Here is a 26,277-nt window from a genome sequence, read left to right as displayed (position 1 = left end):
TGAACGGAGAAGATCGTTAGATGAGAAAGATGCTTGTGGCACTTATTGCAGTTAGCCTTGGCTGCTATATTTTATTATTTGGGCTATTGGAAGCAACGGAGAATAAGGGCATAAAACCAGAATCAGCAAGGAACGGGACGTTGGATCTGACGACATGGGATTTTGCTTCCGATGAAGTGGTATCGCTGGACGGACAATGGGAATTTTACTGGAATGAGCTACTGGAGCCGGGAGTTCAGCCGGTTTCATCAGCGCAGCTCATGAACGTACCGGGATTTTGGAGAAATACAGCGCTAGATGGGACTCTTCAGGCAAAAGGGGGAGGCACCTACCGTTTAAAGGTGAAGCTAGATCCATCTTCCAGGGTATACGGGTTACGAATATCCAACATTCGGATGGCAAGCACAGTTTATGTTAATGGTGAGAAGGTAGGTGAGAGCGGTGTCCCTACGTTATCCCATAGTACATATGAATACGCGAACAGGCCATATAATGCTTTTTTCACTGTACAGGGTGATACGGCAGACATTTTGATTCATGTAGCCAATTATGAAAATATGCAAGGCGGCATCCCATATAGCCTTTACTTTGGGAGTGCCCAGGGCACTCAAGTCCATAACACCAACAAGAACATTCTTAATTTGACTCTGATTGTATCGCTGCTGATGCTAGGATCTTATCAGTTGGGTGTATATATCATTCGAAAAAAGGAAGAAGGGCTTCTCTATCTCGGCTTAAGTTGTATTGTGATTGCCTGGTCATTTGCGAGTAACGGCGAGCGAATTATTGTAGAGTATTTTGACATGCCAACAGAGGCCTATTACAAGATTCAGGCCATCTCTTTATATCTTTCCCTGATTACGATGGTGTTGTTTATCAAATCCATGTGTAAAGGACTGATCTCTCGCTGGTTTATTAACACTCTTATCTATGGGATGGGAGTATATATTGCTTTTGTCTTGGTCACGCCATTCCAATGGTATTCCGACTTCAATATATATGCCAGCACTTTTCAAATCGTGGCTTACATCATTATTGTTGGTGTGCTGCTCTATTCTTACCGCAGGAAACGATATGGTGAATTCACCAAGAAGAGTCTGGCACTCTTTATTATGGCCTTATGCAGTTACTTCGTTGGTTTGATCGATTATGCTCTATATCTAAGCAGTGTTACTACAGATTACAGGATTGGATATTATGCAATATTGGGATTTTGTTTTCTGGCGTCATTCATCATGTCCTACCGCTTCTCAGAAGCCTATCAGACAATTGAAGGCATGGCTACCAAGCTTCAGAAGGCAGACAGGCAGAAGGATGAGTTTCTACTTCAGACCTCACACGAGTTTCAGACACCGCTCCATGGCATCATTAATCTCTCTCAAAACATGCTGGAAACTGGTGCGGATGGACTTAACGCCACCCACATGCAGAATCTTTCCTTAATCCGTGATACTTCGAGAAGGTTGTCCGCACTGGTTCATGACATTCTGGATATGGAGAAAATGAAGCGCAATGAGCTGACCATTCATGCTGCCAGCGTGGATGTCCGTGTAACCGTGTCTCTCGTATTTGATTTATTCAAGCATCTAATCACAGGGAAAAAAATTAAGCTGGTCAATGCCGTGCCTAGTGAATTGCCTCTAGTCTACGCAGATGAGAACAGGCTGAAGCAGATCATCCATAACCTTGTGGGTAATGCGGCTAAATTCACTCAGGAAGGCACCATTACGATAACCGCACAGGCAGCGGATGGACAAGTTACCATCATCATTGAGGATAGCGGGGTTGGGATTGCTGAATCTGAATGGGATACGATCTTTCACCCCTTTGAGCAAGCGCACTCTCCATATGAGTATGGCGGAACAGGCTTGGGGCTATTTATTTGCAGGAAGCTACTAGATCTAATGAATGGAGAAATCTATATCGATTGGTCTGAGCAGGGTCGTGGAACGGGCATTGCCTTTACACTTCCGGTTGCGGATGAGGGCTGGAATAGTACCTTAGAGACAGCCGTAGCTCTAGAGAATTACTCCACAGATCAAGAGCAGATGTTAGTGGAAGTACCCCAGCTTGGGGTGAGAATATATACGATATTGGCAGTGGATGACGAAGTGTCCAATCTTCAAGTTCTCTCCCGTGTATTCGCGAGTGAACCCTACAACATCGTATGGGCGACCAACGGGGCAGAGGCTCTGAAGATGTTGAATAGCCGTTCTGATATTGACTTGGTTCTGTTGGATGTGATGATGCCCAGAATGTCGGGCTTCGAAGTGTGTAGAGAAATACGTAAGCAGTTTTCTCTGTTTGAGCTACCTATTGTACTGCTGACAGTGCTTCATTCACCTAGCGATATTGCCGCTGGTTTTAAGGCAGGTGCCAATGATTTTGTGGTTAAACCCTTCGATGCCTTGGAGGTACGAGCGAGAACCGAAACGCTGCTAAAGTTAAAGAAGTCTGTTGAGGATGCATTGAAGGCAGAGCTGGATTTCCTCCAATCGCAGATCAAACCACACTTCCTGTTCAATTCGTTGAACTCCATTATCGCTTTATGTCGGACAGACGCGCTGCGTGCGGAGAAGCTCATTACGCATCTGAGCTATTATTTAAGAAGAAGCTTCGATTCCAGACCAGACAGCTATGTACTGCTGCAAGATGAGCTTCAGTTGGTTGAAGCCTATGTAGCAATTGAACAAGCTAGGTTTGAGGATCGACTTACCGTTATATATGATGTGCAACCGGAGACGTTGAAGAAGAAAATTCTACCTTTAACCATACAGCCTTTGGTGGAGAATGCCATCCGGCATGGTGTGATGAAAAAGGAAGATGGGGGAACGGTTCGTCTATCCATCTCGTTGCATGAGGATACACTTCATATCGAAGTATGGGATGATGGGGTCGGGATGAGCCCACAACAATTAGAGCAGCTATGGAAATGGGAAAGCTCCTCATCCCATAGAAGGGGAGTAGGTCTAGCCAATATCCACCGGAGATTGGCACATTTCTGCAAAGAAGAATTGAGTGTAGCGAGCGTAGAAGGAGAATGGACAAGAGTCCAGTTCCAGCTTAATATATGACCTTGAACGAGAGCAGTGAAAGAGAGATGGGGATTCATGAAAGTTGTCATCATGGATGATGAGAAACTGGCGGTTATGCGGCTACGGCAAGTTCTGGAGGACAGGCCGGAGGTTGAGGTCGTTGGGGCGTACACCAAATATTCCGAGTTGCTAGAGGATTTTCCCCGTTTACGGCCGGATGTAGCTTTTCTGGATATTGATATGCCTGGGATGAATGGTCTGGAACTCGCCTCTGCCTTGCTGGAGATGGAACTAGACACGGAAATTGTATTTGTAACAGCCTATGATCAATATGCACTGGAAGCATTCCGGGTGAATGCGCTGGACTATTTGTTGAAACCCGTAGATGAAAGTGTTCTGGAGGGTACCCTTAAACGGATTCTTAAACGTAAAGAACGAGCTCCTGTAAGTAAAAGAGATCCGGGTGCTCGTATCCAATGCTTCGGTCATTATATCGTTCCTCGAGCAAACGATGGGAGCCCTGTTGATTTTCCAACGTCGAAGGCAGAGGAACTCCTGGCTTATTTCCTGATTCATAGGGATACGAATCTATCCAAATGGATTATATGCGAGAGCTTGTGGCCGGAGCATGAGCCGCAGAAAGCAGAGCAAAACTTGCATACCACCGTATTCCGTATGAAGAAAACGCTGCTGGAGAACGGAATCAATATTCAATTAAGCTCCAAGAAGGGATTTTATCATTTTCAAATACTGGAATCCTGCGACTACGTTCGCTTTGAAGAGTTAAGGAAGGAAGGTACCACGCAGATCGCTAAATTTCCAGCTGTCGCAGAGGATATTCTAAGGCTGTACAAGGGACAGCTGTTTGGCTACAAAGATTATTCCTGGTGTGAAGCGACGAGGGAGCAAGCTAATCAAAGCTTCCGAGATATGTCCAAGACTCTGGCGCGTGCATATATGCAAGCGGGAGAATACCGGCAGGCTCACGATTTTCTTCAATTCGTTCTATCTATCATTCCTTATGAAGAGGAAGGGCATGAGATGATTCTAAGAATTTATATGCATTGGAAAGATCGAACCTCTTTTTCTATGCATTTCAAAAAAATGAAGGAAACGTTCCAGCAGGAGATGGGGTATGATCCGCCACCTCTAATGGGACAGTTGCTCATAGATATGATGAAAGATATATAGTTTCAAGAAGCTCCGAGGTATTCCTTGATAAAAAGGGATGTAGCGGAGCTTTTTTTGTGCTGTTTTTTGGGATTTGCTTTTGTAAGCATTTTGTAAGCGTGGATGAGTAAAATTAGTGCTTGGGACCCAAGGCTGTCGAAAGAAGGGAGAATTACTCGATTGGTTGGAGTTCATATAAACGTATTGGAAGGAGAGCGCCTGAGCCTCATTAAGAACAGGTCAAAAAACCTGGACATGAATGAAGAGGGAAAACAGTAACAGTATCAAGAGGATTATGAATATTTACTTAGGGAGGAATAAAGAATGCTGCAACGCGTTATGGGCAAGAACAAGCTTCGATCCTTGTTTTCTATTGTTCTTGTTTTCAGTTTACTTTTGAGTTCGTTTCAATCGATTGCTTTTGCGGATGATCAAACATTACTTGAGATCGGAACTATTTCTGGAGATCCCGGGGATATAGTAGACGTTCCTGTGTATATATATCCTGGGGATTTTAGTATTTATGGCTATCAGATCAATTTTAACTATAATTTTAATAAACTTGAACCTGTGACAGAGGTAGCAACCTCGAAATGGAGTACAACTAACTTTAATGCGGGTTTAACTCCAGGCAGTTCTGAAGTTTATGTGCAAGCGAGTTTTGGAGAAGAACACCCCATTGTGAATGGAAAGCAAGAGGTATTTGTTTTACATTTCAGAATAAAGGAAACCGCGAGTGAGGGTTCTGCCCATGTCATTCGGTCTTCGGGTAATTTCATGAAGAGTGATGGAAACACAATCCTTATTGAGAGGGACACTCCTGGTTCTGTCACGATAAATTCTAACCAAGGAAGTGGATCAGGGGGCACGGAACCAACGGAGGCTCAATCACCCCAAGTTACCCAAGAACCTTTGGATAAAGAGGTGAATCTGAATGATATGAGTCCTACGTTGAGCGTAACTGCAACAGTAAGCGACGGCGGAAACCTGACCTATCAGTGGTACCGCAATACGAAGAAAAGCGTGGAAAGTGGAGTAATTGAAAAGATTGAGGGAGCGACGCAAAGCAGTTATGACGTACCAACGTCAACAGTGGGAACAACGTATTATTTTGTTGAGGTGAAAAATACAATTGGTTCCCGATTCAAAATAACGCCTAGCACAGTAGCTACTGTTGTAGTGAATCCGTTAGTTGAGGGAGGGAACTGGATTGATATTACGGGTTCTGAGAGACCTGTGTTTAGTCCGGTTGATATTGCGGTTGATCCGAATGGTACGGTTTACGTGGCAAGTTCTACCCAAATTAAGATGCGTTCTGGAAATGGTAACTGGGTCGATATCACACCACAAGAAGGCCTTAACTACGTTTCGGGTATGGCTGCTGACAGCAACGGATCGATTTATGTATCGCGGAGCCGCAGCAGTAGCATTCTGAAATACACAGACGGTGCTTGGGAAATCGTTGGTGGTACAGGACTTTCGACACCAGTTGATGTGGCAATTAGTGAACAAAATCAGATTTTTGTCGCGGATGCAGAATATAGTAGAGTTAGTACGCTAGTCGGTGGATACTGGGGTAGCATCAGTAATATCCCTGTATATAATCCCGTTGGATTAGCAGTAATCGGAGAAAATAGATATGTAACAGATGCTGACAATCGAGTTCTAAAATTAACATATGATTCCTGGGAAGACATCACGGCTGGAGTAGCCTTTAATATGCCAAAAGGAATAGCCGCGGATGCCAATGGAGATGTGTATGTAGCGGACTACAATAATCAAATTGTAAGGAAGCTGTCGGATGGTGTGTGGACAACGATCAGCACATCAGACGATTTCATTGGTCCTTATGGTGTAGCAGTAGATTTCGGCGGAAACGTGTATGTCGTTGATAACGAGAATGGACATATTAAGAAGCTTATTGCCAATGCAGAGGAGCCAGTTATCCATGCGCAGCCAATCGGAAGCACGGTAGACCAAGGAGCGGAGAGTCCGAAATTGAGTATACATGCAACGGTTAATGATGGTGGGACATTAAGCTACCAGTGGTACAGCAACACGACAAATAGCATAGATAACGCAACGCTGATTGAGGGAGCAACAGGGAGCAACTATTCTGTACCGACAACTCAGTCAGGAAAGCTTTATTATTTTGTAAAAGTGAAAAATACGAACCTTGCTGCCCGAAATCAAACGGCAACAGTCAACAGTGATGTTGTGAGTGTGACCGTGAATCCGGTTCAACTTCCGGCTTACAGCGTTACTTTCGATCGGCAGGACGGCTCTAATCCATTCTCTATGGGGGTAACTCAGGGTTCCAAGATTCCAGGGATTATCGTCAGTGAAAGACCGGGCTACACCTTTGAAGGTTGGTATAAAGATGCCGCAGGGACAACAAAATGGAATATCGAGACAAACGTTGTAACCGATGACGTTATCCTTTATGCCAAATGGACAGCTACAACGAATAGTGGTGGAAACGGCGGAGGCAATGCGGGTGGTGGCACTGGCACAGGGAATGCTGGCAGTAATAATAGTGGCACCACTGGAGGAGCTAACGGAAGTAGTACAACTTCCAACAATGATGCCGTCATTGTCTTGGTGAATGGCAAGGAAGAACGAATCGGTAAGTCCGTGGCTTCTACTGAGGGTGAACGCACGGTAACAACGATAACCGTTGACCCACAACAGTTGGACACCAAACTGAAAGCTGAGGGACAAGGCGCAGTGGTGACTATACCGGTCTCTGCCGAATCCAATATCATTGTTGGTGAGCTGACTGGACAGATGGTCAAGAACATGGAAGAGAAACAGGCGGTACTGGTTGTGAAAACCGGAAATGCAAGCTATACACTTCCTGCCCAGCAGCTCGATATTAATTCTATCTCTAAGCAATTGGGTACGGCGGTAACGCTGGAGGATATTAAGATTCAGATCCGCATCGCTTCTCCGGAAGCGGCTATGCTGAAGGTTGCTGAAGATGCAGCGGAGAAAAATGCACTTTCTCTCGTGGCTCCATCTTTTGACTTTACAGTCAAAGCAACATTCGCAGACCATACAGTGGATGTGACCAAATTCAATGTGTATGTGGAACGTTCGATTGCCTTGCCTGAAGGAATCGACCCGAATAAGATTACTACAGGTATCGTCACAGATCCGGACGGATCAGTTCGTCATGTTCCAACCAAAGTTACGGAGGAAGATGGCCAGTTTTACGCCAAAATTAACAGCTTAACGAACAGTCTGTATTCAGTGGTATGGCACCCGTTGATGTTCAAAGATGTAGAAAATCATTGGGCTAAGGATGCTGTCAATGATATGGGCTCTCGCCTCATTGTGAATGGCATTGGTAACGATCTATACAATCCAAATACGGATATGACACGTGCTGAATTCGCAGCGATTATGATGAAAGGATTGGGACTGAAGCCAGTTGATGGCAAGGCGCCTTTTGCAGATGTGGATGCTTCCGATTGGTATCATTCCGCTGTTCTGACGGCCTATGAGTACAATCTGATTGAGGGCTTTGAGGATGGAAACTTCCGCCCGCAAGAGAAGATTACTCGTGAGCAAGCCATGGTGATCTTGTTCAAAGCTATGGCAATTACAGGTCTTCAGGAGAAGCTGGCGACGAAGGACAGCGATGAGATGCTGAAGCCGTATACAGATGCAATTGCTGTGTCGGAATGGGCGAAAGCCGCTGTTGCTGCAAGTATTGAGGCAGGTGTGATCAGCGGCAGAGGAGCACATGAACTGGCTGCGAAAGCCAACATCACCCGTGCTGAGGTTGCAGCTATCGTCCAAAGAATATTGAAGGCTTCTGATTTGATTTAAAGCACTGAAAGGGTTTCCCCATGCAAGAAGAGCTGCATAAGGGGAACCCTTTTTGTCTTTGTTTCAATACCATCCATTAACTACAATAGTCTAAAACTCCCCTTCATCCCAAGCGGTAATTAATACACATGCACACTCGCTCCAACCACGGATTTGTTCTGTACGGAATTGCCGGATAGATATACCTTTTGCAGATCAGGCAGCTGGCTTAGGGGCTCGATATTGGAAATGGAGTTGTTCTCGAGATGAAGCTCTTCTATGACCTGCCAGTTGCTCATGAATTCGAGAGAAGCCAAATTGCTGTCTTGCAGAGTGAAGGAACGCAGAGCGGACATGTTGTACAAAAGTTACTTTTGCAACTCTTACAAAGAGGGTTAATAAATTGCCAATTGAAGTGAGGGCATGCATTCATTTTTGTGAAAAAAGGACACGTGTAACCCATGTCGTATTATGTTTGCGACTTCAACGTTTATCTCAGTTGGCAATTATTGCTGACTCTTCATCAATAGGAGATTAAAGCCGATATAACTTATATAAAATTAAATTTCGTGTTTGTGAAAGATAGAATATTACAGGAAAATAACATTCATACAGGGGCGAGAGTTTAATGAGGAAGCACCAACAAGAGAAGATTCAGAATTTAGTAACAACACTCTATGAGGCAACGGATGAAATCAAACGACAATTTATGCAGGGAAATATACCGATTGTAATCGAACTGTTGATTGAATGTCAAAATATGGCGGTTCATATAGGCGAGTTTATAGAGAGTGTTGAAGGCGAAGATACACGAACGGTTGAATTGTTAACCCAATACCACACAAGTCTTTATCATATTGCCGTGGATATTGAAACTTCTAATGTGAATTTCGTAGAGCAATTAAAAATAGAACTTAGAATGATTGAAAACAACATTCAAAATGAGTTTAAGCCAAAAATTGAGGTTGTATTTTTCCCTTACAAGGCCTCAATGTGGGACTCGCTTGAAAGTGTATGGATGGCAGCAAATGAAGATGAACAATGTGATGCGTATGTTGTGCCTATACCATATCGTGACCGAAACCCTGATGGTTCATACGGTGAGTTTCATTATGAGGGCGGAGATTTGCCTGATTATGTTCCAGTTACTCATTACGAATCCTATGACTTAAGTATCCGCAGACCAGATGTGGCTTATATTCATAATCCGTATGACAACCACAACTTTATTACTTCTGTTGACCCAAGGTTCTACTCCTATGAATTAAAAAAGTATACAGATACGTTAGTCTATATTCCTTATTATTCTACTTCCGGTGGTATGAGTGAGGGACAAAAGATTAGTTCTGCTTATTTTCATGCAGATTATATCGTTACACAAGCTGAGAAATATCGTGGTTTTTTTGATCCTGCCTTCTCAGAAAAATTACTTCCGCTAGGTTCACCAAAGTTTGATAGGGTTATGAGAATATGCAATAATCCACCAGAAGCTCCTTCAGCTTGGAAAGCTAAAATGGCAGGTAAAAAGGTATATTTCTACAACACCAGTATTAGCGGTATATTGAGCAATGCAGAGTTGTTCTTGAAAAAAATGCAATATGTATTTAATGTATTTGCAGCTCATGATGATGTTTGCTTGTTGTGGAGACCTCATCCATTGCTAGAATCATCACTAGATTCAATGAGACCGCAATTTAAACAGAAATATTCTGAATTGAAAAGATTCTTCATTGAAAATGATATCGGTATTTACGATGAAACCCCAGATATCGCTAATACCATTGCACTCAGTGATGCTTACATTGGTGATTCGGGAACCTCGATTGTCTCTCTATTTGGCATTGCAGGAAAACCGATTTTTATTCTAAATAATCAGATTAATACAGAACCTGATGAGGATGACTGGCGCGGCGAGATCATTAACAGAGGATTCAATGTGTATTCAGATGATCAATGGTTGGTTACTCGTGGGAATAAACTTTATTATTCCCCAGATAACGATTTTAAGTATCAGTACTTGCTTGATTTGTCCAAGTATGCATACGGGGATTATTATTCATATGCTTTGAGTTTCGGGAATGAGACATATATATGTCCAAGAAATGCACAGGATATAGTCGTTCTTCATGAGAACAAGATTAGCAAACGTATTAAGCTGGAAAGATACATTGAACGTCCTGGCTCATTTGCAGGAGCCGTAAAGTGTGGGGAACATATCTTCCTAATACCATTTTTATATCCTGCTGTAGTAAGATATAATACCTCAACTGGAGAAATTAAATATTTCGATACTAATCTTGATGTTATTATTGAAAATAAAAACGGAGAACGTCTGCTAGGTGGATATTGTGTTCAAAATGGATATTTGTTTATTGCCTCTCCTGTGGATAATAGAGTATTGGCAATTGAAGCTGAAAGCGGCAAAGAACAGGTCCTAATTACAGGAGCTAAAAATACTAGTGGATGTATGATTTTGAATTCCGATGGGAGTAATTTGTGGTTTATGCCTTTTTGGGGAGCTAATGTTACTTGTTGGAATCCTGAAACTGGTGAAGTTCAAGAATACTCTAATTATCCAGAAAACCTGAAATGCAAAAATATTAATTCTGGCATTGAATGTATGGAGAGGCCTTTTAGCCATCCTACTTTCTGTGGCGATTATGTCTATTTTGCCCCATATTGGTCGAATATGTATATTAAGCTTAATAGATTTACTGGGGAGTCTATTGAATGGAGACCTCCTATGGATACTCCAGATGACATTGAGAACGGATATTATTTTTCATGGTGTAAAAGTATTTTTCATTATTCTATAGATAAGGCTAAGAAGTTCTATAATTTAGTTTCACTTTACGATAGAAAGTTTTACAATATAGATTTGGAAACATGCAGTTATGAAGAACTTAACATAGAATTTAACATCAATGAGCTAAAAGTAAACGAGCCGGGATTTAGCAAGAATTCCGAATGGTTGCAATATTGTTGCGAAGAAAATGCTTTCAACTCACTTGCTGATTTTCTTGAGGAAAATATCACAGGGAATCCCTTTAATAAGGGAAAACAGGTTGCAGCTTATGGTGAAATAATCGCTAATAATAATGGAACATGTGGTGAAAAGGTTCATGAGTTCATAATAGAGCGTCTTAGTGGAAAGTAGGGGCTATCGGTATGACAAAAGTAATAACATACGGTACATTCGATTTGTTCCATGAAGGTCATTACAGACTGCTTCAAAGAGCCAAAGAACTTGGTGACTATCTAATTGTTGGAGTTACTACCGAGGGATATGACCAGAATAGAGGAAAGCTTAATGTAATCGATTCATTAATGACTCGTGTTGAGAATGTCCGGAAAACGGGTTTCGCTGATGAGATCGTTATTGAAGAGTCGCCGGGACAGAAATTCCGAGATATTAAGAAACACCATATTGATATTTTTACTGTAGGCTCAGATTGGACGGGACATTTTGATTATCTTAATGATTACTGCAAGGTTGTTTATCTTGAGAGAACCAAGGATATTTCCAGTACCATGCTGCGTACTCAAAATAAGCATATTCAAAGAATAGGAATCATTGGAACAGGACGTATTGCTGAGAGATTTATACCGGAAGTGACGCTGGTTAGTGGTATAAGTGCTCAGGGTGTGTACAATCCGAATAGAGAAAGTTCTATTAGATTTGCTGAAAACTGGAATCTTAACTCCTACACTGTAATTGAAGATTTTTTTGCTGCAGTTGATGCTGTGTACATTGCATCGCCTCATGAAACTCATTATGGATACATCAAAATGTCGCTTGAGCATGGAAAGCATGTTCTTTGTGAAAAACCTATGGTTTTGAGAAAAACAGAGGCAGAAGAGCTATTTCAATATGCAAAGGATCGTAACTTGGTCCTTTTTGAAGGAATTAAAACAGCGTATTCTCCAGGTTTCAGCAAGCTGATGGGGATCGCATGTAGCGGATTAATAGGCAATATACGTAATGTGGAAGCTTGCTTTACTAAGCTTGAAAATCCCGAAAACCGGGAACTGAAAGATTTGAAATTTGGAGGGAGTTTCACTGAGCTTGGGAGTTACTCGATCCTTCCTATTATTAAGATTTTTGGAACGGAGTATGAAGATATACGGTTTGAATCAATAAAAGATGAGAATGGCCTGGATATTTTTACGAAAGCATACTTTAAATATGGAAATGGAATTGGGACTGCCACTTGCGGTCTTGGAGTGAAATCCGAGGGCCATCTTATTATTTCAGGCACAAAGGGTTATATCAAAGTTGATCCACCATGGTGGAAAACAACTTATTTCGAAGTTCATTACGAAGACCCAAATGATATTGAAAAATATTCGGACAGGTTCCTTGGTGATGGTTTGAGGTATGAAATTAATGACTTTCTTTCTATGATTAATGGTGTTTCTGAGACGGAATTCAAGCTAACACCTAAAGATTCGATTGCAATAGCGGGAATTATGGAAAATTTCTTGTGGGGACGGAATAAAACAAACTAGTGGCGTTTGGGTAAAGGATAGCTTTATGACAAACTGGTTACTTCCGAGAAGGGATATACAATGGATCGAAACCCAGAAACTTATAATTTGTCTCCTGAGGATTTAAGGCAACTCCAATCCATAGAACTGGAACTTCTTGTTGAATTTGATAGAATATGCAGAAAACATCATATTACTTACAGCATTGATGGCGGCACATTACTCGGTGCTGTAAGACATGGTGGATTTATTCCATGGGATGATGATGCGGATGTAATTTTAAATCGCACTGAATATCAGAAGTTTCTATCCGTGGTGGATCAGGAATTAAATACAGATAAGTTTTATCTGCAAGATATAAATCGGACACCTGGTTATAGGTGGGGATATGCAAAGTTACGTCGGTTAGATACGGAATTTATTAGGCTTAATCAGGAATACATGCCGTATGAGCAAGGGATTTTTCTTGATATATTTGTTTGTGACAATGTTCCCGATAATTACATAGCACGTGCTTTATGTAATTTTCACTCATTTATTTATCGGAAAGTATTTTACTCAGCAGTAGGAAAACATACTGCAAGTGGAATAAGTAAATTGGTATATAAAGTATTAAACGCAATACCTGAAAAGATATTGAAAAAGTACTACGCCAAGTATGTTGAATTTCGAAATAGAAAAAATACTGAAATGGTAAAATGTCTAACCTTTCCTGCTTGTAATCGAGTCTACGGATATAAGCGTTCATGGTATGAAGATACTATTGATATGAAGTTTGAAAATGTAACGTTTAGGGCTTGTCGCGATTATGATGAATATTTAAAGTTTCTTTATGGTGATTATTCAGAACTTCCACCGCTAGAAAAAAGAAAGGTTCATCCCGTATCAAAGTTGACGTTCCCAAAGGACAATGAAACATAATAAACTTATTGGAGGAAACGCAATGAATAAGATCATGTTTGATATTATGCTCCTTATCAAGGACGAGAATAGCTGGGACGTCAAGGAGTATGCCCGAAAACTATTTAAACCTTATTCAATTATAGAACAAGAATACAGAAGCCTTGTATATGATAAATACATTGCTGAGGATAAGCTTACTCAAAAGGGTGAGGGGTATTTAAGTGAGCATGTTATTGACAATGCTATTATTTTAGCCGCAGGGGTGTCTTCGCGTTTTGTACCTCTTTGTTTCGAAAAACCCAAGGCTCTATTAGAGGTAAAAGGCGAAGTCATGATTGAAAGACAAATACGCCAACTGAAAGAAGCTGGGATTTCAGAGATTATCATTGTTGTAGGTCACATGAAACATATGTTTACGTATTTAATTGAAAAATATGGTGTTAAGTTGGTAGAAACAGACACATATAAAGTACGTAATAATCATGCAAGTGTTTACGCAGCAAGAGAACACCTTAAAAATACCATAATTACATCGGCAGACCTATATTTCAATGAAAATATTTTCCGAAAGTATGCATTCGACGCTTACTATTGCACTGTTTACAAAGAAGGGGCAACGGAGGAACGTGGTATTGAAACAGATGTACACGATCAAATTTGTAATACATTTTATGGCGGATCAGATACATGGGTAACCCTGGGATATGCATTTTTCAATGATAGATTCTCGAAAGCTTTCTTAGAGATACTGGATAAGGAATATAACGATCCCAAAACCATGCAAAAATTCTGGGCGGATATCCAGGATGAACATCTTAGTGAGTTGTATATGTATGCGAAACGTTGTAGTGGAAATATAATTTACGAATTTGATTCTCTTGAAGAATTACGCGAATTTGATACTTCATATTGTAATGATGCTCAATCTGCCCTGCTCGGTCAGATAGCAGAAGAAATGAATACAAGTGAAAATAATTTAAGAAACTTCAAACCTATTACAAAAGAGGATCTGGGGCGCGGATTCACATTTACTTTTGAACAAAAAAGATATATCTGTCGTATTACAAAAGATTTGAAGGTTCTCGATATAAAGCGATATGACAACGAAATACAGGAATTGGTTAATTTGACAGAAAGTTTTATATCTTATTATGATAGAACCCTACCATTATGTGCAGCCGAGAACGTGATATCGCCATTTGCCAATATGCCTCTTTCGATGGGATTTCAGGAAAGATATATTGTCGGGAACACATATTCTTATTCAGAACAGGATAACTTTATAGGAAGTTCTTACTTGCTACCGTTTTATCAAATGATTTCTGATCAATGTTACAAATTATTTGGTGCTAAGTATTCTGATGCAAGAACGCTTACAGGGATGAATTGCCTTATGATGGTGCTTTCTTCTTTAACACAAATTGGAGACCGTATTTTGAATCTAGGAGCTGCCGCAGGGGGCCATGCTTCTGTTAAGCCAATTGCAGAAAGATTGGGACTTGAAGTTGGTGAAGTTCCGTTTGATTTTGAAAAGCAAGATATCAATTATGAAGAATTAAATCGTCAAGTTCGTGATGAGAATATAAAGTTTGTTTTGCTTGCTCCTTCGGATATTGTACGAGCATTCGATTTTGATAGAATTGATACAGCCAATACCACTATTTTATATGATGCCAGTCAGTTGTTAGGTTTAATCGCTGCAGATTTAATCGATAATCCGATAAAAAGGATCGATAATATGGTGATGTTTGGAGGCACGCATAAAACATTTCCTGGGCCTGCAAGTGGTTTAATCCTGACGAATAGTGATGAATTGCATAAGCGATTGGAAACAAGCATTAATCCTATTTATATACGCCATACACAGATGCATCAGAAAGTAAGTCTATTGTTTGCCATGATTGAATTTGAAACTTTTGGCAAGTCTTATCAAGAGCACATTGTGGAGCTTTCAAATGTTTTGTCTGCAGAGTTGGAAGAACGCGGATTTAATGTTGGTAGAGTCGACGACAACAAATATACCAATACACATGAGGCCTTTATCTATACAGATAAGGAAACGATGGACAGAATATTTGAGAATGGAATACGATTTGGGATTACATTGAATAAAAAGAACAAAAAGCTATTTTACGGTTATGGAATCAGACTGGGTACTCAGGAAATAGCGCGTTACGGTTGGCCAAAGGAAACGATGAAAGCAATAGCAGAAGTTATATATGAAATTTCTTTGCCAAATGTGGATGAAAGAAAAGTTCAGCGCTTGCTGTCAGGCATGCCACCTAAAAAGATTCAGTATACTTTTGATGATGCAACAGCTGCATATTTCAAAAAGTTTATACAATAGAGGCTGTTTTTCATCTGTATGGTTTAGTATAGTTCCATGTTATTTCAAAGATATCAAATGTAATTCACAATTAAACTAATATATTATAGCGCTCCTTAGGGCATTTACCTCATTACAAGAATTTCGTGGTAGTGCCCTGTAGAGTCTGTAATGTTGAGGGAGATAGCCAGATTGAATAGTATAAGGACTGTTTTTGAGCGGTACCAAACTTCAATTACAGATAAACAAATAAAGTACAATGTCATTTTTGGTTCGGGTAGTTTTGGGGCGTTGATATCACGGAAATTAATTAATAGCGGGATCAGAATTGATTTTTTTTGTGATAACAATCCTGATAAACAAGGGACCATTATTGATAATATTCCTTGTATTTCAGTAGCGGATTTGCAAAAGATTGCTGATGATGTATTGGTTTTTGTGTCACTTAGGTCACCTGCAAATAAGGAGAGTGTTTATCGTCAATTAAAGGAAGTTGGTGTGGTTTGTATATTTCCCGAAGATTTGATGGAGATATTGCAATTTTATCCAGTTACCGAAAGTGATCTATTTCCTATAGGTCATTTTTATTCGTTGTATCCAGATTTCGAAGAAATCAGTAAGAATGCTGACAAAATCTTCAGTAACAACAAACCAGTACGGGACATTGATTTTAATACAGGACATCAGTTATCTATTTTAGAAGATATGTTTCAAATGTATACAACTTTGCCAGCCTGGAATGATTCTGTAGCCATTACGAAGGCTAATAATTTAAGGTATCACTATAATAATAATAATTTTGGTGCCGGTGATGCAATAGGACTACATTGCATGCTGAGGATAATCAAACCTAATAAGCTGATTGAGGTTGGGTCGGGGTATACTTCTGCTGTGACACTTGATACGAATGAGTATTATTTTGAAAACAAGATTAAATTGTCATTTATTGAGCCATATCCTGCATTATTAAATTCTTTGCTTAAAACAACAGATAACATTGAGCTAAATGTCTGTGGATTGCAAGATATGCCAATTGATTATTTTGAAACTCTTGATTGTGGAGATATTCTATTTATTGACTCAACACATGTATCAAAGGTGAATTCTGATGTTAATTATTTGTTTTTTGAAATATTCCCAAGACTAAAAAAAGGTGTATATATTCATCTGCATGATATATTTTATCCATTTGAATATCCGAAAGACTGGATTTTGAAGAATGGCATGGTCTGGAATGAACTATATGTACTCAGAGCATTTCTCCAGAATAATAAAAACTACTCGATACAATATTTTCAAAATATGATGGAGAAACAGCATATGAATACAATCATGGAAAAATGGCCTTTGAAAGCAACTCCACATGGTGGAAGTATCTGGTTAAAAAAAGAAGTCTGATCAATGAAAGGAATGTAATTATGGATGAACTAATAAGCGTTATAGTACCCATATATAATGTTGAACCATATTTACGACAGTGTATTGCAAGTATTGTAAATCAGACTTATAAAAATATTGAGATAATACTGGTTAATGATGGATCTATGGATAAAAGTCCTGACATCTGTGATGAGTATGCTGCCAAAGACAAAAGAATAAAGGTAGTACATAAGATGAATGGCGGACAGGATAGTGCAAGGAAAAAAGGGATGGAGACTGCGAATGGGATATACATTGGCTATGTTGATGGGGATGATTGGATTGAACCGGAGATGTATGAGACTTTGTATAGACTTGCCAAGCAGTCGGGAGCTCTGATTGTCGAATCGGGTGTAATTGATACTTATACAGATAAAGAGGTGGTGCGTAAACCTTTTTATAATGAAGGATTTTATAATGATAAGAAGTTTTCGGATATTATACCGACAATAATATATACAGGTAATTTTTTTCAGCATGGAATTTTTCCATACATGGTTACTAAGCTCTTCTACAAAGAATGCATAGTTGATTACCAGATGATTCCTGAAAAGAGCAATAATCTTGTCGACGACGTTATGTGTGTGTTCCCTAGCGTAGTTAACTCTCAGTCAATATATGTTACACATAAATGCTTCTATCATTATAGAATAAGGAATGATTCAACTAAACGCACAAGAAGAAATGATATTCCTACTGTGGTTAAAAATAATTATTCTGATTGGTTAAAAAGATTTAATGCTCCGGGCTTTGAAGAAAGTATTGAAAGCCAGTTAAATTATTTTGTAATGTATTTATTTTTATCTAAAGCCATGGATGCATTTGACGTTAAGGAATCAGATTTGTATCTAGTCCCATTCGGTGGAGTTAAAAAAGGTTCCAGAATTGTACTGTACGGGGCCGGTGCGGTTGGAATACAACTTTATAATTACATCTTAAGCAATCAGTGCTGTCATATTGTTTATTGGGCAGATAAAAATTATGCTTCATTTACTGATTTAAGCGTCAAAAATCCAAGAGAAATAGTCAATCTTGATTTTGACTATTTAATCATTGCTATTTTTAGTAGAGATGCATATGTTAGTGCTAAAAATGATCTGATTTCAATGGGAGTAGACGAGAATAAAATACGTTGGATTGATAAAAAATATTTAGAAAATCCAATGTTTTTAATAGAGCAGAGTTTAACATAGATTACTTTTAAGAAGACCTAAAAAATAATGCTTATTCGATGCGCTCTATGGCCTCAGAACTGGGGGAGAAAAGATGATATGCAGTGTAATAGTTCCAATATATAAAGGAAACAAATATATTGAAAATATAGTTGATATGGTACAAAAATGGGTTGTGGCGGATGATATTAGACTCGAAATTATCTTTGTTAATGATTCTCCTGAACAACCTATTATCTTGCCTCAGTGGAAGAATCAATCCATGGTATCCATTTCTGTACTAGATAATCAACGTAATATGGGTATTCATTACTCTCGAATTGTTGGAGCACAATACGCAACGGGAGAATACATTGTGTTTCTGGATCAAGATGACACATTGAACGAGAATTATCTTAAGAGTCAGTTACAGCATATAGAGGAAGAGGACGCAGTAATCTGTAATGGGTTATACAGAAATGGCGAAACGATCTTTTCTCTATCTAACCCTATGAAAAATGAAAATTCCTTTGAAGAATACTTGGATCATGGTTATCCTTTGGTTTCATTAGGACAGCTGCTTATCAAAAGAAAAAGTATACCTCCAGATTGGCTTAATCATGTAATGATGCATAATGGATGGGATGATCATTTCTTATGGGCGACTATGATGGCTAATAACATCACGGTTAATATTAATGATGATATTTTATATACACATGAGGAAGATGGTAATAACACTTCTTTCATTTGGAAGCAAATGAGTCGCTCAGGTCAGAATTTCAAAGACATATTTATGAAGTTGAACTTCATGAACGATATTCAGGAAAAAAAATTCAGATTCATGACAGATTCCAAAATATCGAAATACGAAGATTATCACGAGCTTGAAATATTATTAAGCGGGATATCCTCGAATCAGTTTAAAGAATATTTTCACTTGAAAGATATACGGGATATTGCCATATATGGATTCGGGGTATACGGAAAACAATTATATGAAATTCTGATCGATAGTGGATTCAAAGTAGCCTATTGCATAGACAAAAGAAGCGATGTGAAAAATGTTGATATTTCTGTAGTTTCACTTCACAAGAATATGCAAAAGGTTGATGCGATTGTCGTATCACCAGTAAATTCTTTTCATGAAATTAAAAGAGAGATTGAAAAATATTGCTCTTTTGAAGTCCTTTCATTATTAGATATTCTGAAAGAAATAAATAGTACTGGGTTGAGCGAGTAAAACATATTTTTTGGGGAGTTGTGAGAAGTATTATGGGTATTGCTTTTGAAAATTTGGAGAGTCAAAATTGTATTCTTCCAATTAACTACTTAACAGATCGCTATGATAATCAAACTTTACGTAATCGGGTTGCTGTGGTTATTCATCTGCATTATTCAGATACTTTCGAGCAATATAAAGAATATCTTGATCATATTCCTCAAGAAATTACTCTTTTCTTCACCACCTCTAATGATGAGTTGCGCAGTAAAATTGATATTTATGCTAACAGTAGAGAAAACTGTAGAATGATACAAAAGAACAATCGGGGTAGGGATATTAGCTCTTTTTTAGTAGCTTGCCGAAAAGAAATTTTGAAATATGAGTATATTTGCTTCCTACATGATAAAAAGGAAAAAGATCCAGAAATGAAAGCCGATACGGACAATTGGATATATAGTCAATGGGAAAATATGTTAGGTAGTGCAACATATATCTGTAATGTACTTGCTTATTTTGATAAACATAAGCAAGTGGGTTTACTACTGCCACCAATTCCAGTTAGTGAGCGCCTCTCTTTTGCATATAGGAATAACTGGTTTAACAATTATGAAAATACTATCAAGTTGGCAGGTTGTCTTAACTTGAATTGCGATATCAACAAAGAAATCTCTCCAATGGCTTTAGGAACAGTATACTGGGCAAGGGTTAGTGCTTTAAGAAAGCTATTTGAACATGAGTGGAAATACGAGGATTTTGATGCTGAACCATTGGCTGATGATGGAACATTAAGTCATGCAGTTGAGCGGATTTTGGAATATGTCGCTAAGGATGCGGGATACGAAAGTAAATGGGTTATGACAGACCGATATGCAGAAGAAAGCTTAGGATATTTTACGAGCGCCTTATCAAAGGCATTTGAAAGGCTTCGAAGTTCATTAGGTCTTCGGTATATATATGATTTAAATCAATTTGATGCTAGGTCTTCAGAATTGAAAAAAATGCATCAAAGTTACAAAAAAGTATATATATATGGAGCGGGTTTATTAGGAAAAGATTGTCTTCATTTTATGAAGTTTATTGGCATAAAAGTGGAGGCTTTTATTGTTTCAGAGATGAATAGAAATGAGCCCGTAATTGAAAGCATCCCGGTATATCCTTTTAATGAAATTGAATTTGACAACGAAACACTTGTAATCATAGCCGCCAACCAGAAATATCAGGAAAATATTTTTGGGAATTTAAAAAAGAAGCAGCTGTCTGCAAGTGCTCTATATAATTGGTGTGCATACTAAATTGAGTGATTTGCCTTGAGCATAGTGAAAGGAATGATGCTTAATATGGATCTCGAAAAAAAAAAATCAAGTGATACTAATTATAGATTTGACATAGATAAATTTAATTTCCAAACGTGGGGGGATTTTTGGGCTTTTGCAAAAAATAAATCCGTGTTTATATTCGGTATCGGTTACGGTGCTGATTTCTATTTTGAAAATTATACAGACATTATTGTAGGTATTATTGATAATGATGAAAAAAAACAAGGGCTTCCAATTGATTATTTTATTGATAAAAATGCATTTGATAAGTGTCAGGAAAATAAAGTTTTGGATGTATCTGTCTTAAATCGGTTTAATAATGATAATATTGTTATTCTAATTGCTAATCTTAACGCATCGGAACAAATTGCAGAACAACTTGAAAGCTTAGGAGTAAACAATTATTTTTCATTGATTGCAATGGAAGCTATAAGAAGAAAATCCTTCATTAAAGCTAAAGATTATATTATTAATAGTATCGTAACGAAAAGTACCGATAAAATTGAACCAAACAAGCTTGTATTTTATACCACGGGTGGTTATTTCGGGCATGGTAAATATATTGCTGAGCAGCTCTTAAAAATGCGCACTGATTTGGACATTGTTTGGATTGTTAGCGATTTGACGTTAAATGTGCCAAAAGGTGTTAGACTTGTATTTTGGAAAAATCGAAAGAAATATGTTCATGAGATGCGGACTGCTAAGATATGGATACACGATGATATGGTTCCATTAGACATTCATAAACGAAAAGAGCAAATTTATGTACAAGTTAAGCATTGGTCCAGCGTTACATTGAAAACGTTTGGATTCGATTTTACAACATATCGCAACGACACTGTTGAAATTGCGATGTGCAAACACAATTCAGAAATGATGGACTACATTATTACAGGCAGTAAATTTGATACAGATACTTGCAGAAGCGGCTTTGGCTTTGAAGGTGAGATTATACAGGCGGGTTCACCCCGTTCTGATATTCTTTTTAATGAGAGTAAATACAGACAAAAAATATGCAGCTATTATAATTTTGATAATAGTAAAAAAATCATGCTGTATGCACCGACCTTTCGCTACAAGCAAGGTGGATCTAATATACGTGAGGCGTATGAAACAAATATCAATTACGAATTAATAGTTAAAAAGCTGGCTAGTAGATTTTCTGATGAGTGGTGTGTACTTTTAAGATTACATCCATTAGTATCCGAAACAAGCCAATCAATAAAATTATTAGATTACGTTATTGATGCGAGCAATTATCCTGACAGTCAAGAACTTGTTGCCGCTGCAGATGCAATGATTACGGATTATTCAAGCATTATGTTTGAGCCTGCTTTTGTAAGAAAGCCGGTGTTTTTATTTGCGCCTGACCGTAAGGAATACATCAACGGCGAACGCAAGCTGCTGATTGACTATGACACTCTGCCTTTTCCCATTGCGGAATCAAACGAAGAGCTGGCATATAATATTGAGAATTTTAACCAGGAAGATTATGTGAGACAAGTTGATCTTTTTATGGAAAAGTATGGTGTGCATGAAGACGGACATGCCAGTGAAAGGGCGGCCAAATTTATATTGGAATTAATTGATGGTATAAGGAGTTAAATGAAATGCCTAAAGTTTCAGTAATTATGCCTTCCTTAAACGTGGCAGATTATATTGAACAGTGTATGGAGAGCGTAGTAAACCAAACGCTGAGAGATATAGAGATCATTGTTGTAGATGCGGGGTCAACAGACGGGACTCTTGAAATACTGAAAAAGTTCGAATCAGAAGACAACCGACTCCACATTATACACTCTGATAGAAAAAGCTACGGCTATCAAATGAACCTGGGGATCTCAATGGCTCATGGTGAATATATTGGAGTTGTGGAAACGGATGATTATGTAGAGTTAAATATGTATGAAATTTTATACAATCAAGCTGCAGAATCGCAAGCGGATTATGTTAAGGGTAGTGCTGTAAGGTTTTTGGCAGGACAAGCCGAAGAGATAACGTATACCAGTCAAATTGAAGTTTTTAGCAAAAAGGAATTTGCATCAAATCAAGGTTCAGTATATATTAACCCAGGCATAACACCGGAACTTATTCTCAAAGACTACTACTTATGGACAGGTCTTTACAGAACTGATTTTGTCAAAAAGATAAAATTGAATGAAACTCATGGTGCGGCCTATCAAGACATTGGTTTTCTTTTTCAGACCTTTTGTAAAGCGCAAAAAGCAATTTATATGGATAAAGTACTTTATCATTACCGACAAGATAATCCAAATTCATCTATATATAATCACAAGGCATTCCGTTACATTGTTGAAGAGTATCAATATGCAGAGGGTATGCTTCAAAATCAAGACGAAGATTGGCTTACATTGAGCTTTTGCAAAATGTTTCGTCAAACAAATCAAAGAATTAGATTAATGGCAATTTCGGGCAGTGTCTGGGATTCGGCAGTATCGGATATGCAAATTATCTCTGACAGATTGAAACTAATTATGGCTAATAATTATATTGCTTCTAAACAGTTATTAACTAAAGAGTGGTCAGAGTTAGAATTATTGATAAAAAATCCGATAGATTTATATGAATATTATATAAAGATCGAAAATGAAAAACGTAGTATTCTCTCTATTTTATTAAGCAGGTTGTCTTCTGCTCAGCCGATTGTTGTTTTTGGATCGGGTTACTTAGGAGGATTCCTTCCGATTTTGCTAGAGTTAAACGGAGTAGATCAAATGGAAGCTTATTGTGATAATAATTCCTATTTGTGGGGCAGTCAATTACAAGGTAAGCCCATAATTTCGCCGGAACAGGCTGTTCGGGATTATCCCCAAGCATCATATATTGTGGCTAACAAGGCTCATCGTCAGGAAATTAAGGACCAATTAGCAGGTATGGGCATTGCAGACGATCGTATTTTTGAGTATACCTTAGATGCGGATATATTATTTTTAAGTAAAGCTTATTTGCATAGTAAATAGCCAGTTATTCAAATTTTTAACGAACGGAGCTACGTTATGACTAACGGTATTCCTCATCCGTTAAATGAGATCGATGCGGATATAGGGGCATACATCCATTCGCATCCTGATAATAATTTCATAGATGTTATTAGAAAAGATCAGCGTTTGGAAGTTTCACGCTACCTAAGCGATATTCCAAATAGTTTGTTCGCATGGTACCCATTTGAGAGCACTTCGAACGTATTGGTGATCGGAGGCTCATTTGGTGCTTTCTTAATGAGCATATGCAGAAGAACGCAAAACAATATCGTTGTGGAAAAGGACGGTTACCGTGCGCACTTTCTTCAAAAGCGTATGAAAGATGTCAACAATCTTAGTGTGATACATTCCGATGTGATAGAGTTTCAAAAAAATTCTGAGCAACTTTTCGATTATATCATTTGGGCCATTGACGAAAGCGTTGATCGTTTATGTGAAAAAGACTATGAGATTTATTTTTCAGCTATGAAAAGTATGCTCTCTCCAAAAGGAAAAGTCCTTGCTGTAATTCCAAATCGCATGGGTGCTCGTTTTTTTTGTGGAGAAAGAGACACTCAATCGGGATTGCCGTTTGAAGGAATAACTGATAATCACGCTGGTACGCATCGATTTACCCGCAGCGAACTTCTTCATTTTCTTGGAGAGATGAATTTTAAATCTGTAAAGCTATATTATCCATTTCCTGACTACAGAAATCCTCAACTTATCTATACAGATGATTATCCTCCAAAAGAGGATATATCAGAGCGCATAAAGTCATATATCTCCAAAAACGAAGAGAGAGTTTTAAGTGAAAAGACCCTGTATCGTAAGCTTGCTCAGAATAATGTACTGACTTCATTTTCTAATTATTTTATTGTCGAGTGCGGAAGTGATGTTAAACACACTAATATACTGTATTCTGCTCTTTCTTCGGAAAGAAACCGTAACAGATCTTTTGCTACGGTTATCTCTAGTGACAACAAGGTAAGAAAGATACCCATATATGATGAAGGGATATCAGGCCTTGAAGAATTAAAACGAAATGCAGAAGAGCAGATAAAAAGAAACATACCTTCGCTTAACATAACGATGGAAAACGGCATGGCAGTTATGGATAAGATCGAAGCCCCAACATTATCGAATTATCTAAGAAAGTTGATCAAGGATCAGGATACTCAAGCTATTTTTGATTACTTGGATGTATTATACAAGCACATCCTGAACTCATCGGATTATACTTCTGAAAATTCTTTTTCAAGCATGGCTCCTAATGAAAATTGGGGACCTATACTTAAGAAGGCTTATATTGAAATGATTCCAGTGAATTGTTTCTTTCTGGATGGAGAACTATTGTTTTTTGATCAGGAATATACCATGAACCACTGCCCGGCAGGATATGTAATGTTTCGGGCTGTGCATGATATCTATAATTTTATACCTGAGATAGTTAAACTGATTCCACTTGAAGAAATGCAGGAAAAATATGAGTTAAAAAGTTTGTGGAAGTATTATTTGAAAACGGAAGGCGAGTTAAGCAGAAAGATCGTAAATAAAGATATATATACTGGACGTTCAACGTGGATGAATGATTCAGAATACATTCTTAGAAGCAACAGGAGGACGATGAAATTGAGCAGTGATCGTTCAATTAAGCTTTTTGACCCCGTTTCAGGCCTCAATGATAGAAAACTCGTTCTTTTTGGATCAGGTAAATATGCAGATTATTTTATAGATAAATACGGAGAGCAGTATAAAATTGAATTTATAATGGATAACAACCAGGATGTATGGGATACAGTCAAACGAGGGATCGTTATAAATTCTCCTGATGAAGCCAGTCGACTTATCTATGGAACATATCGAATTGTTATAGCCGTTGCAAACTATCAACCAATTGTTGAGCAATTAAATGCTATGGGTATCTATGAGGACAGTTATCGTATCTACCAGAAAAGTATGGATGACTTATTGCCATTTACTATCGCGGATACCCAATCTGAAGGAAAATTTAATATAGGTTATGTAACAGGAGCGTTTGACTTGTTTCATATCGGTCATCTTAATCTTTTGAAAAGATGCAAGGAGCGCAGTCATTACTTGATTGCAGGCGTATTAACAGATGAAATTATAGAAAATGAAAAGAATAAGACTCCGTTCATCCCATTTGAGGAGCGTATTGAGATTGTTAAGCAATGCAAATATGTGGATAGAGTTATTCCGATTGATAAGAACAATACAAATAAAATAGATGCCTGGAAAGAGCTTCGTTACGGCTGCTTGTTTTCGGGTAGTGACCATGAGCTTCATTGGACAAGACTTCAAACACAGCTTCGTAGTTTAGGCTCGGAGCTAGAGTTTTTTCCTTACACACAAAGCACAAGTTCATCTATGCTGCAAAAGGCAATAAGAGAACAAATCGCAGGTCAAACTCCGTCATGAAGAGGCTT

General features: G+C 38.5%; 15 protein-coding genes. 14 read left to right on the top strand and 1 reads right to left on the bottom strand.

Annotation, left to right across the window (positions count from 1 at the left end; genetic code table 11):
- Positions 1–20 precede the first annotated feature (20 nt).
- The 3 genes from MKX68_RS07130 (at position 21) to MKX68_RS07120 (ending at position 8,039) form a co-directional block, all read left to right on the top strand.
- Positions 21–3,074, top strand: a complete 3,054-nt coding sequence (locus MKX68_RS07130) for a hybrid sensor histidine kinase/response regulator (protein ID WP_340910425.1) — start codon at positions 21–23, stop codon at positions 3,072–3,074.
- 36 nt (positions 3,075–3,110) lie between these two features.
- Positions 3,111–4,226, top strand: coding sequence for a response regulator (locus tag MKX68_RS07125; RefSeq protein ID WP_340910423.1), 1,116 nt, complete (start codon positions 3,111–3,113; stop codon positions 4,224–4,226).
- A gap of 303 nt (positions 4,227–4,529) precedes the next feature.
- Positions 4,530–8,039, top strand: a complete 3,510-nt coding sequence (locus MKX68_RS07120) for an S-layer homology domain-containing protein (protein WP_340910421.1) — start codon at positions 4,530–4,532, stop codon at positions 8,037–8,039.
- 119 nt (positions 8,040–8,158) lie between these two features.
- On the opposite strand, the gene MKX68_RS07115 is transcribed toward MKX68_RS07120, so the two are convergent.
- On the bottom strand, positions 8,159–8,374 hold the full coding sequence (locus MKX68_RS07115) for a leucine-rich repeat domain-containing protein (protein ID WP_340910419.1): 216 nt from the start codon (positions 8,372–8,374) through the stop codon (positions 8,159–8,161).
- 272 nt (positions 8,375–8,646) lie between these two features.
- Between MKX68_RS07115 and MKX68_RS07110 the strand changes: the two genes are divergently transcribed.
- The 11 genes from MKX68_RS07110 (at position 8,647) to MKX68_RS07060 (ending at position 26,269) form a co-directional block, all read left to right on the top strand.
- Positions 8,647–11,175: a hypothetical protein gene (locus tag MKX68_RS07110; RefSeq protein ID WP_340910417.1), complete on the top strand. Its 2,529-nt coding sequence runs from the start codon at positions 8,647–8,649 to the stop codon at positions 11,173–11,175.
- 11 nt (positions 11,176–11,186) lie between these two features.
- Positions 11,187–12,527, top strand: a complete 1,341-nt coding sequence (locus MKX68_RS07105; protein ID WP_340910415.1) for a Gfo/Idh/MocA family oxidoreductase — start codon at positions 11,187–11,189, stop codon at positions 12,525–12,527.
- Positions 12,528–12,587: 60 nt separating this feature from the next.
- Positions 12,588–13,427 carry a LicD family protein gene (locus MKX68_RS07100; RefSeq protein WP_340910412.1) on the top strand — a complete coding sequence of 280 codons (840 nt, stop codon included), beginning with the start codon at positions 12,588–12,590 and terminating at the stop codon, positions 13,425–13,427.
- Positions 13,428–13,449: 22 nt separating this feature from the next.
- Positions 13,450–15,756, top strand: coding sequence for an NTP transferase domain-containing protein (locus MKX68_RS07095; RefSeq protein WP_340910410.1), 2,307 nt, complete (start codon positions 13,450–13,452; stop codon positions 15,754–15,756).
- Between the two features lie 171 nt (positions 15,757–15,927).
- Positions 15,928–17,133: a hypothetical protein gene (locus MKX68_RS07090; protein WP_340910408.1), complete on the top strand. Its 1,206-nt coding sequence runs from the start codon at positions 15,928–15,930 to the stop codon at positions 17,131–17,133.
- The gene (locus tag MKX68_RS07085; protein ID WP_340910406.1) at positions 17,076–18,347 is read left to right on the top strand and encodes a glycosyltransferase family 2 protein; all 1,272 of its coding nucleotides are present in this window, start codon (positions 17,076–17,078) and stop codon (positions 18,345–18,347) included. The genes MKX68_RS07090 and MKX68_RS07085 overlap by 58 nt, the downstream gene beginning before the upstream one ends.
- A gap of 73 nt (positions 18,348–18,420) precedes the next feature.
- Positions 18,421–19,548: a glycosyltransferase family 2 protein gene (locus MKX68_RS07080; RefSeq protein WP_340910403.1), complete on the top strand. Its 1,128-nt coding sequence runs from the start codon at positions 18,421–18,423 to the stop codon at positions 19,546–19,548.
- A gap of 32 nt (positions 19,549–19,580) precedes the next feature.
- Complete coding sequence (locus MKX68_RS07075; RefSeq protein ID WP_340910401.1) at positions 19,581–20,822, top strand: rhamnan synthesis F family protein; 1,242 nt, start codon at positions 19,581–19,583, stop codon at positions 20,820–20,822.
- A gap of 45 nt (positions 20,823–20,867) precedes the next feature.
- On the top strand, positions 20,868–22,451 hold the full coding sequence (locus MKX68_RS07070) for a CDP-glycerol glycerophosphotransferase family protein (RefSeq protein ID WP_340910398.1): 1,584 nt from the start codon (positions 20,868–20,870) through the stop codon (positions 22,449–22,451).
- Positions 22,452–22,456: 5 nt separating this feature from the next.
- Positions 22,457–23,827 carry a glycosyltransferase family 2 protein gene (locus MKX68_RS07065; RefSeq protein ID WP_340910396.1) on the top strand — a complete coding sequence of 457 codons (1,371 nt, stop codon included), beginning with the start codon at positions 22,457–22,459 and terminating at the stop codon, positions 23,825–23,827.
- Positions 23,828–23,863: 36 nt separating this feature from the next.
- Entirely contained in the window at positions 23,864–26,269 is a 2,406-nt protein-coding gene (locus tag MKX68_RS07060) for an adenylyltransferase/cytidyltransferase family protein (protein ID WP_340910393.1), read from the top strand.
- Positions 26,270–26,277: the final 8 nt, after the last annotated feature.

Source organism: Paenibacillus sp. FSL M8-0212, from assembly GCF_038004645.1.
Lineage (GTDB): Bacteria > Bacillota > Bacilli > Paenibacillales > Paenibacillaceae > Paenibacillus.
The sequence above is the reverse complement of the archived record's forward strand: the minus strand, read 5'-3'. Positions and strand labels throughout refer to the sequence as shown.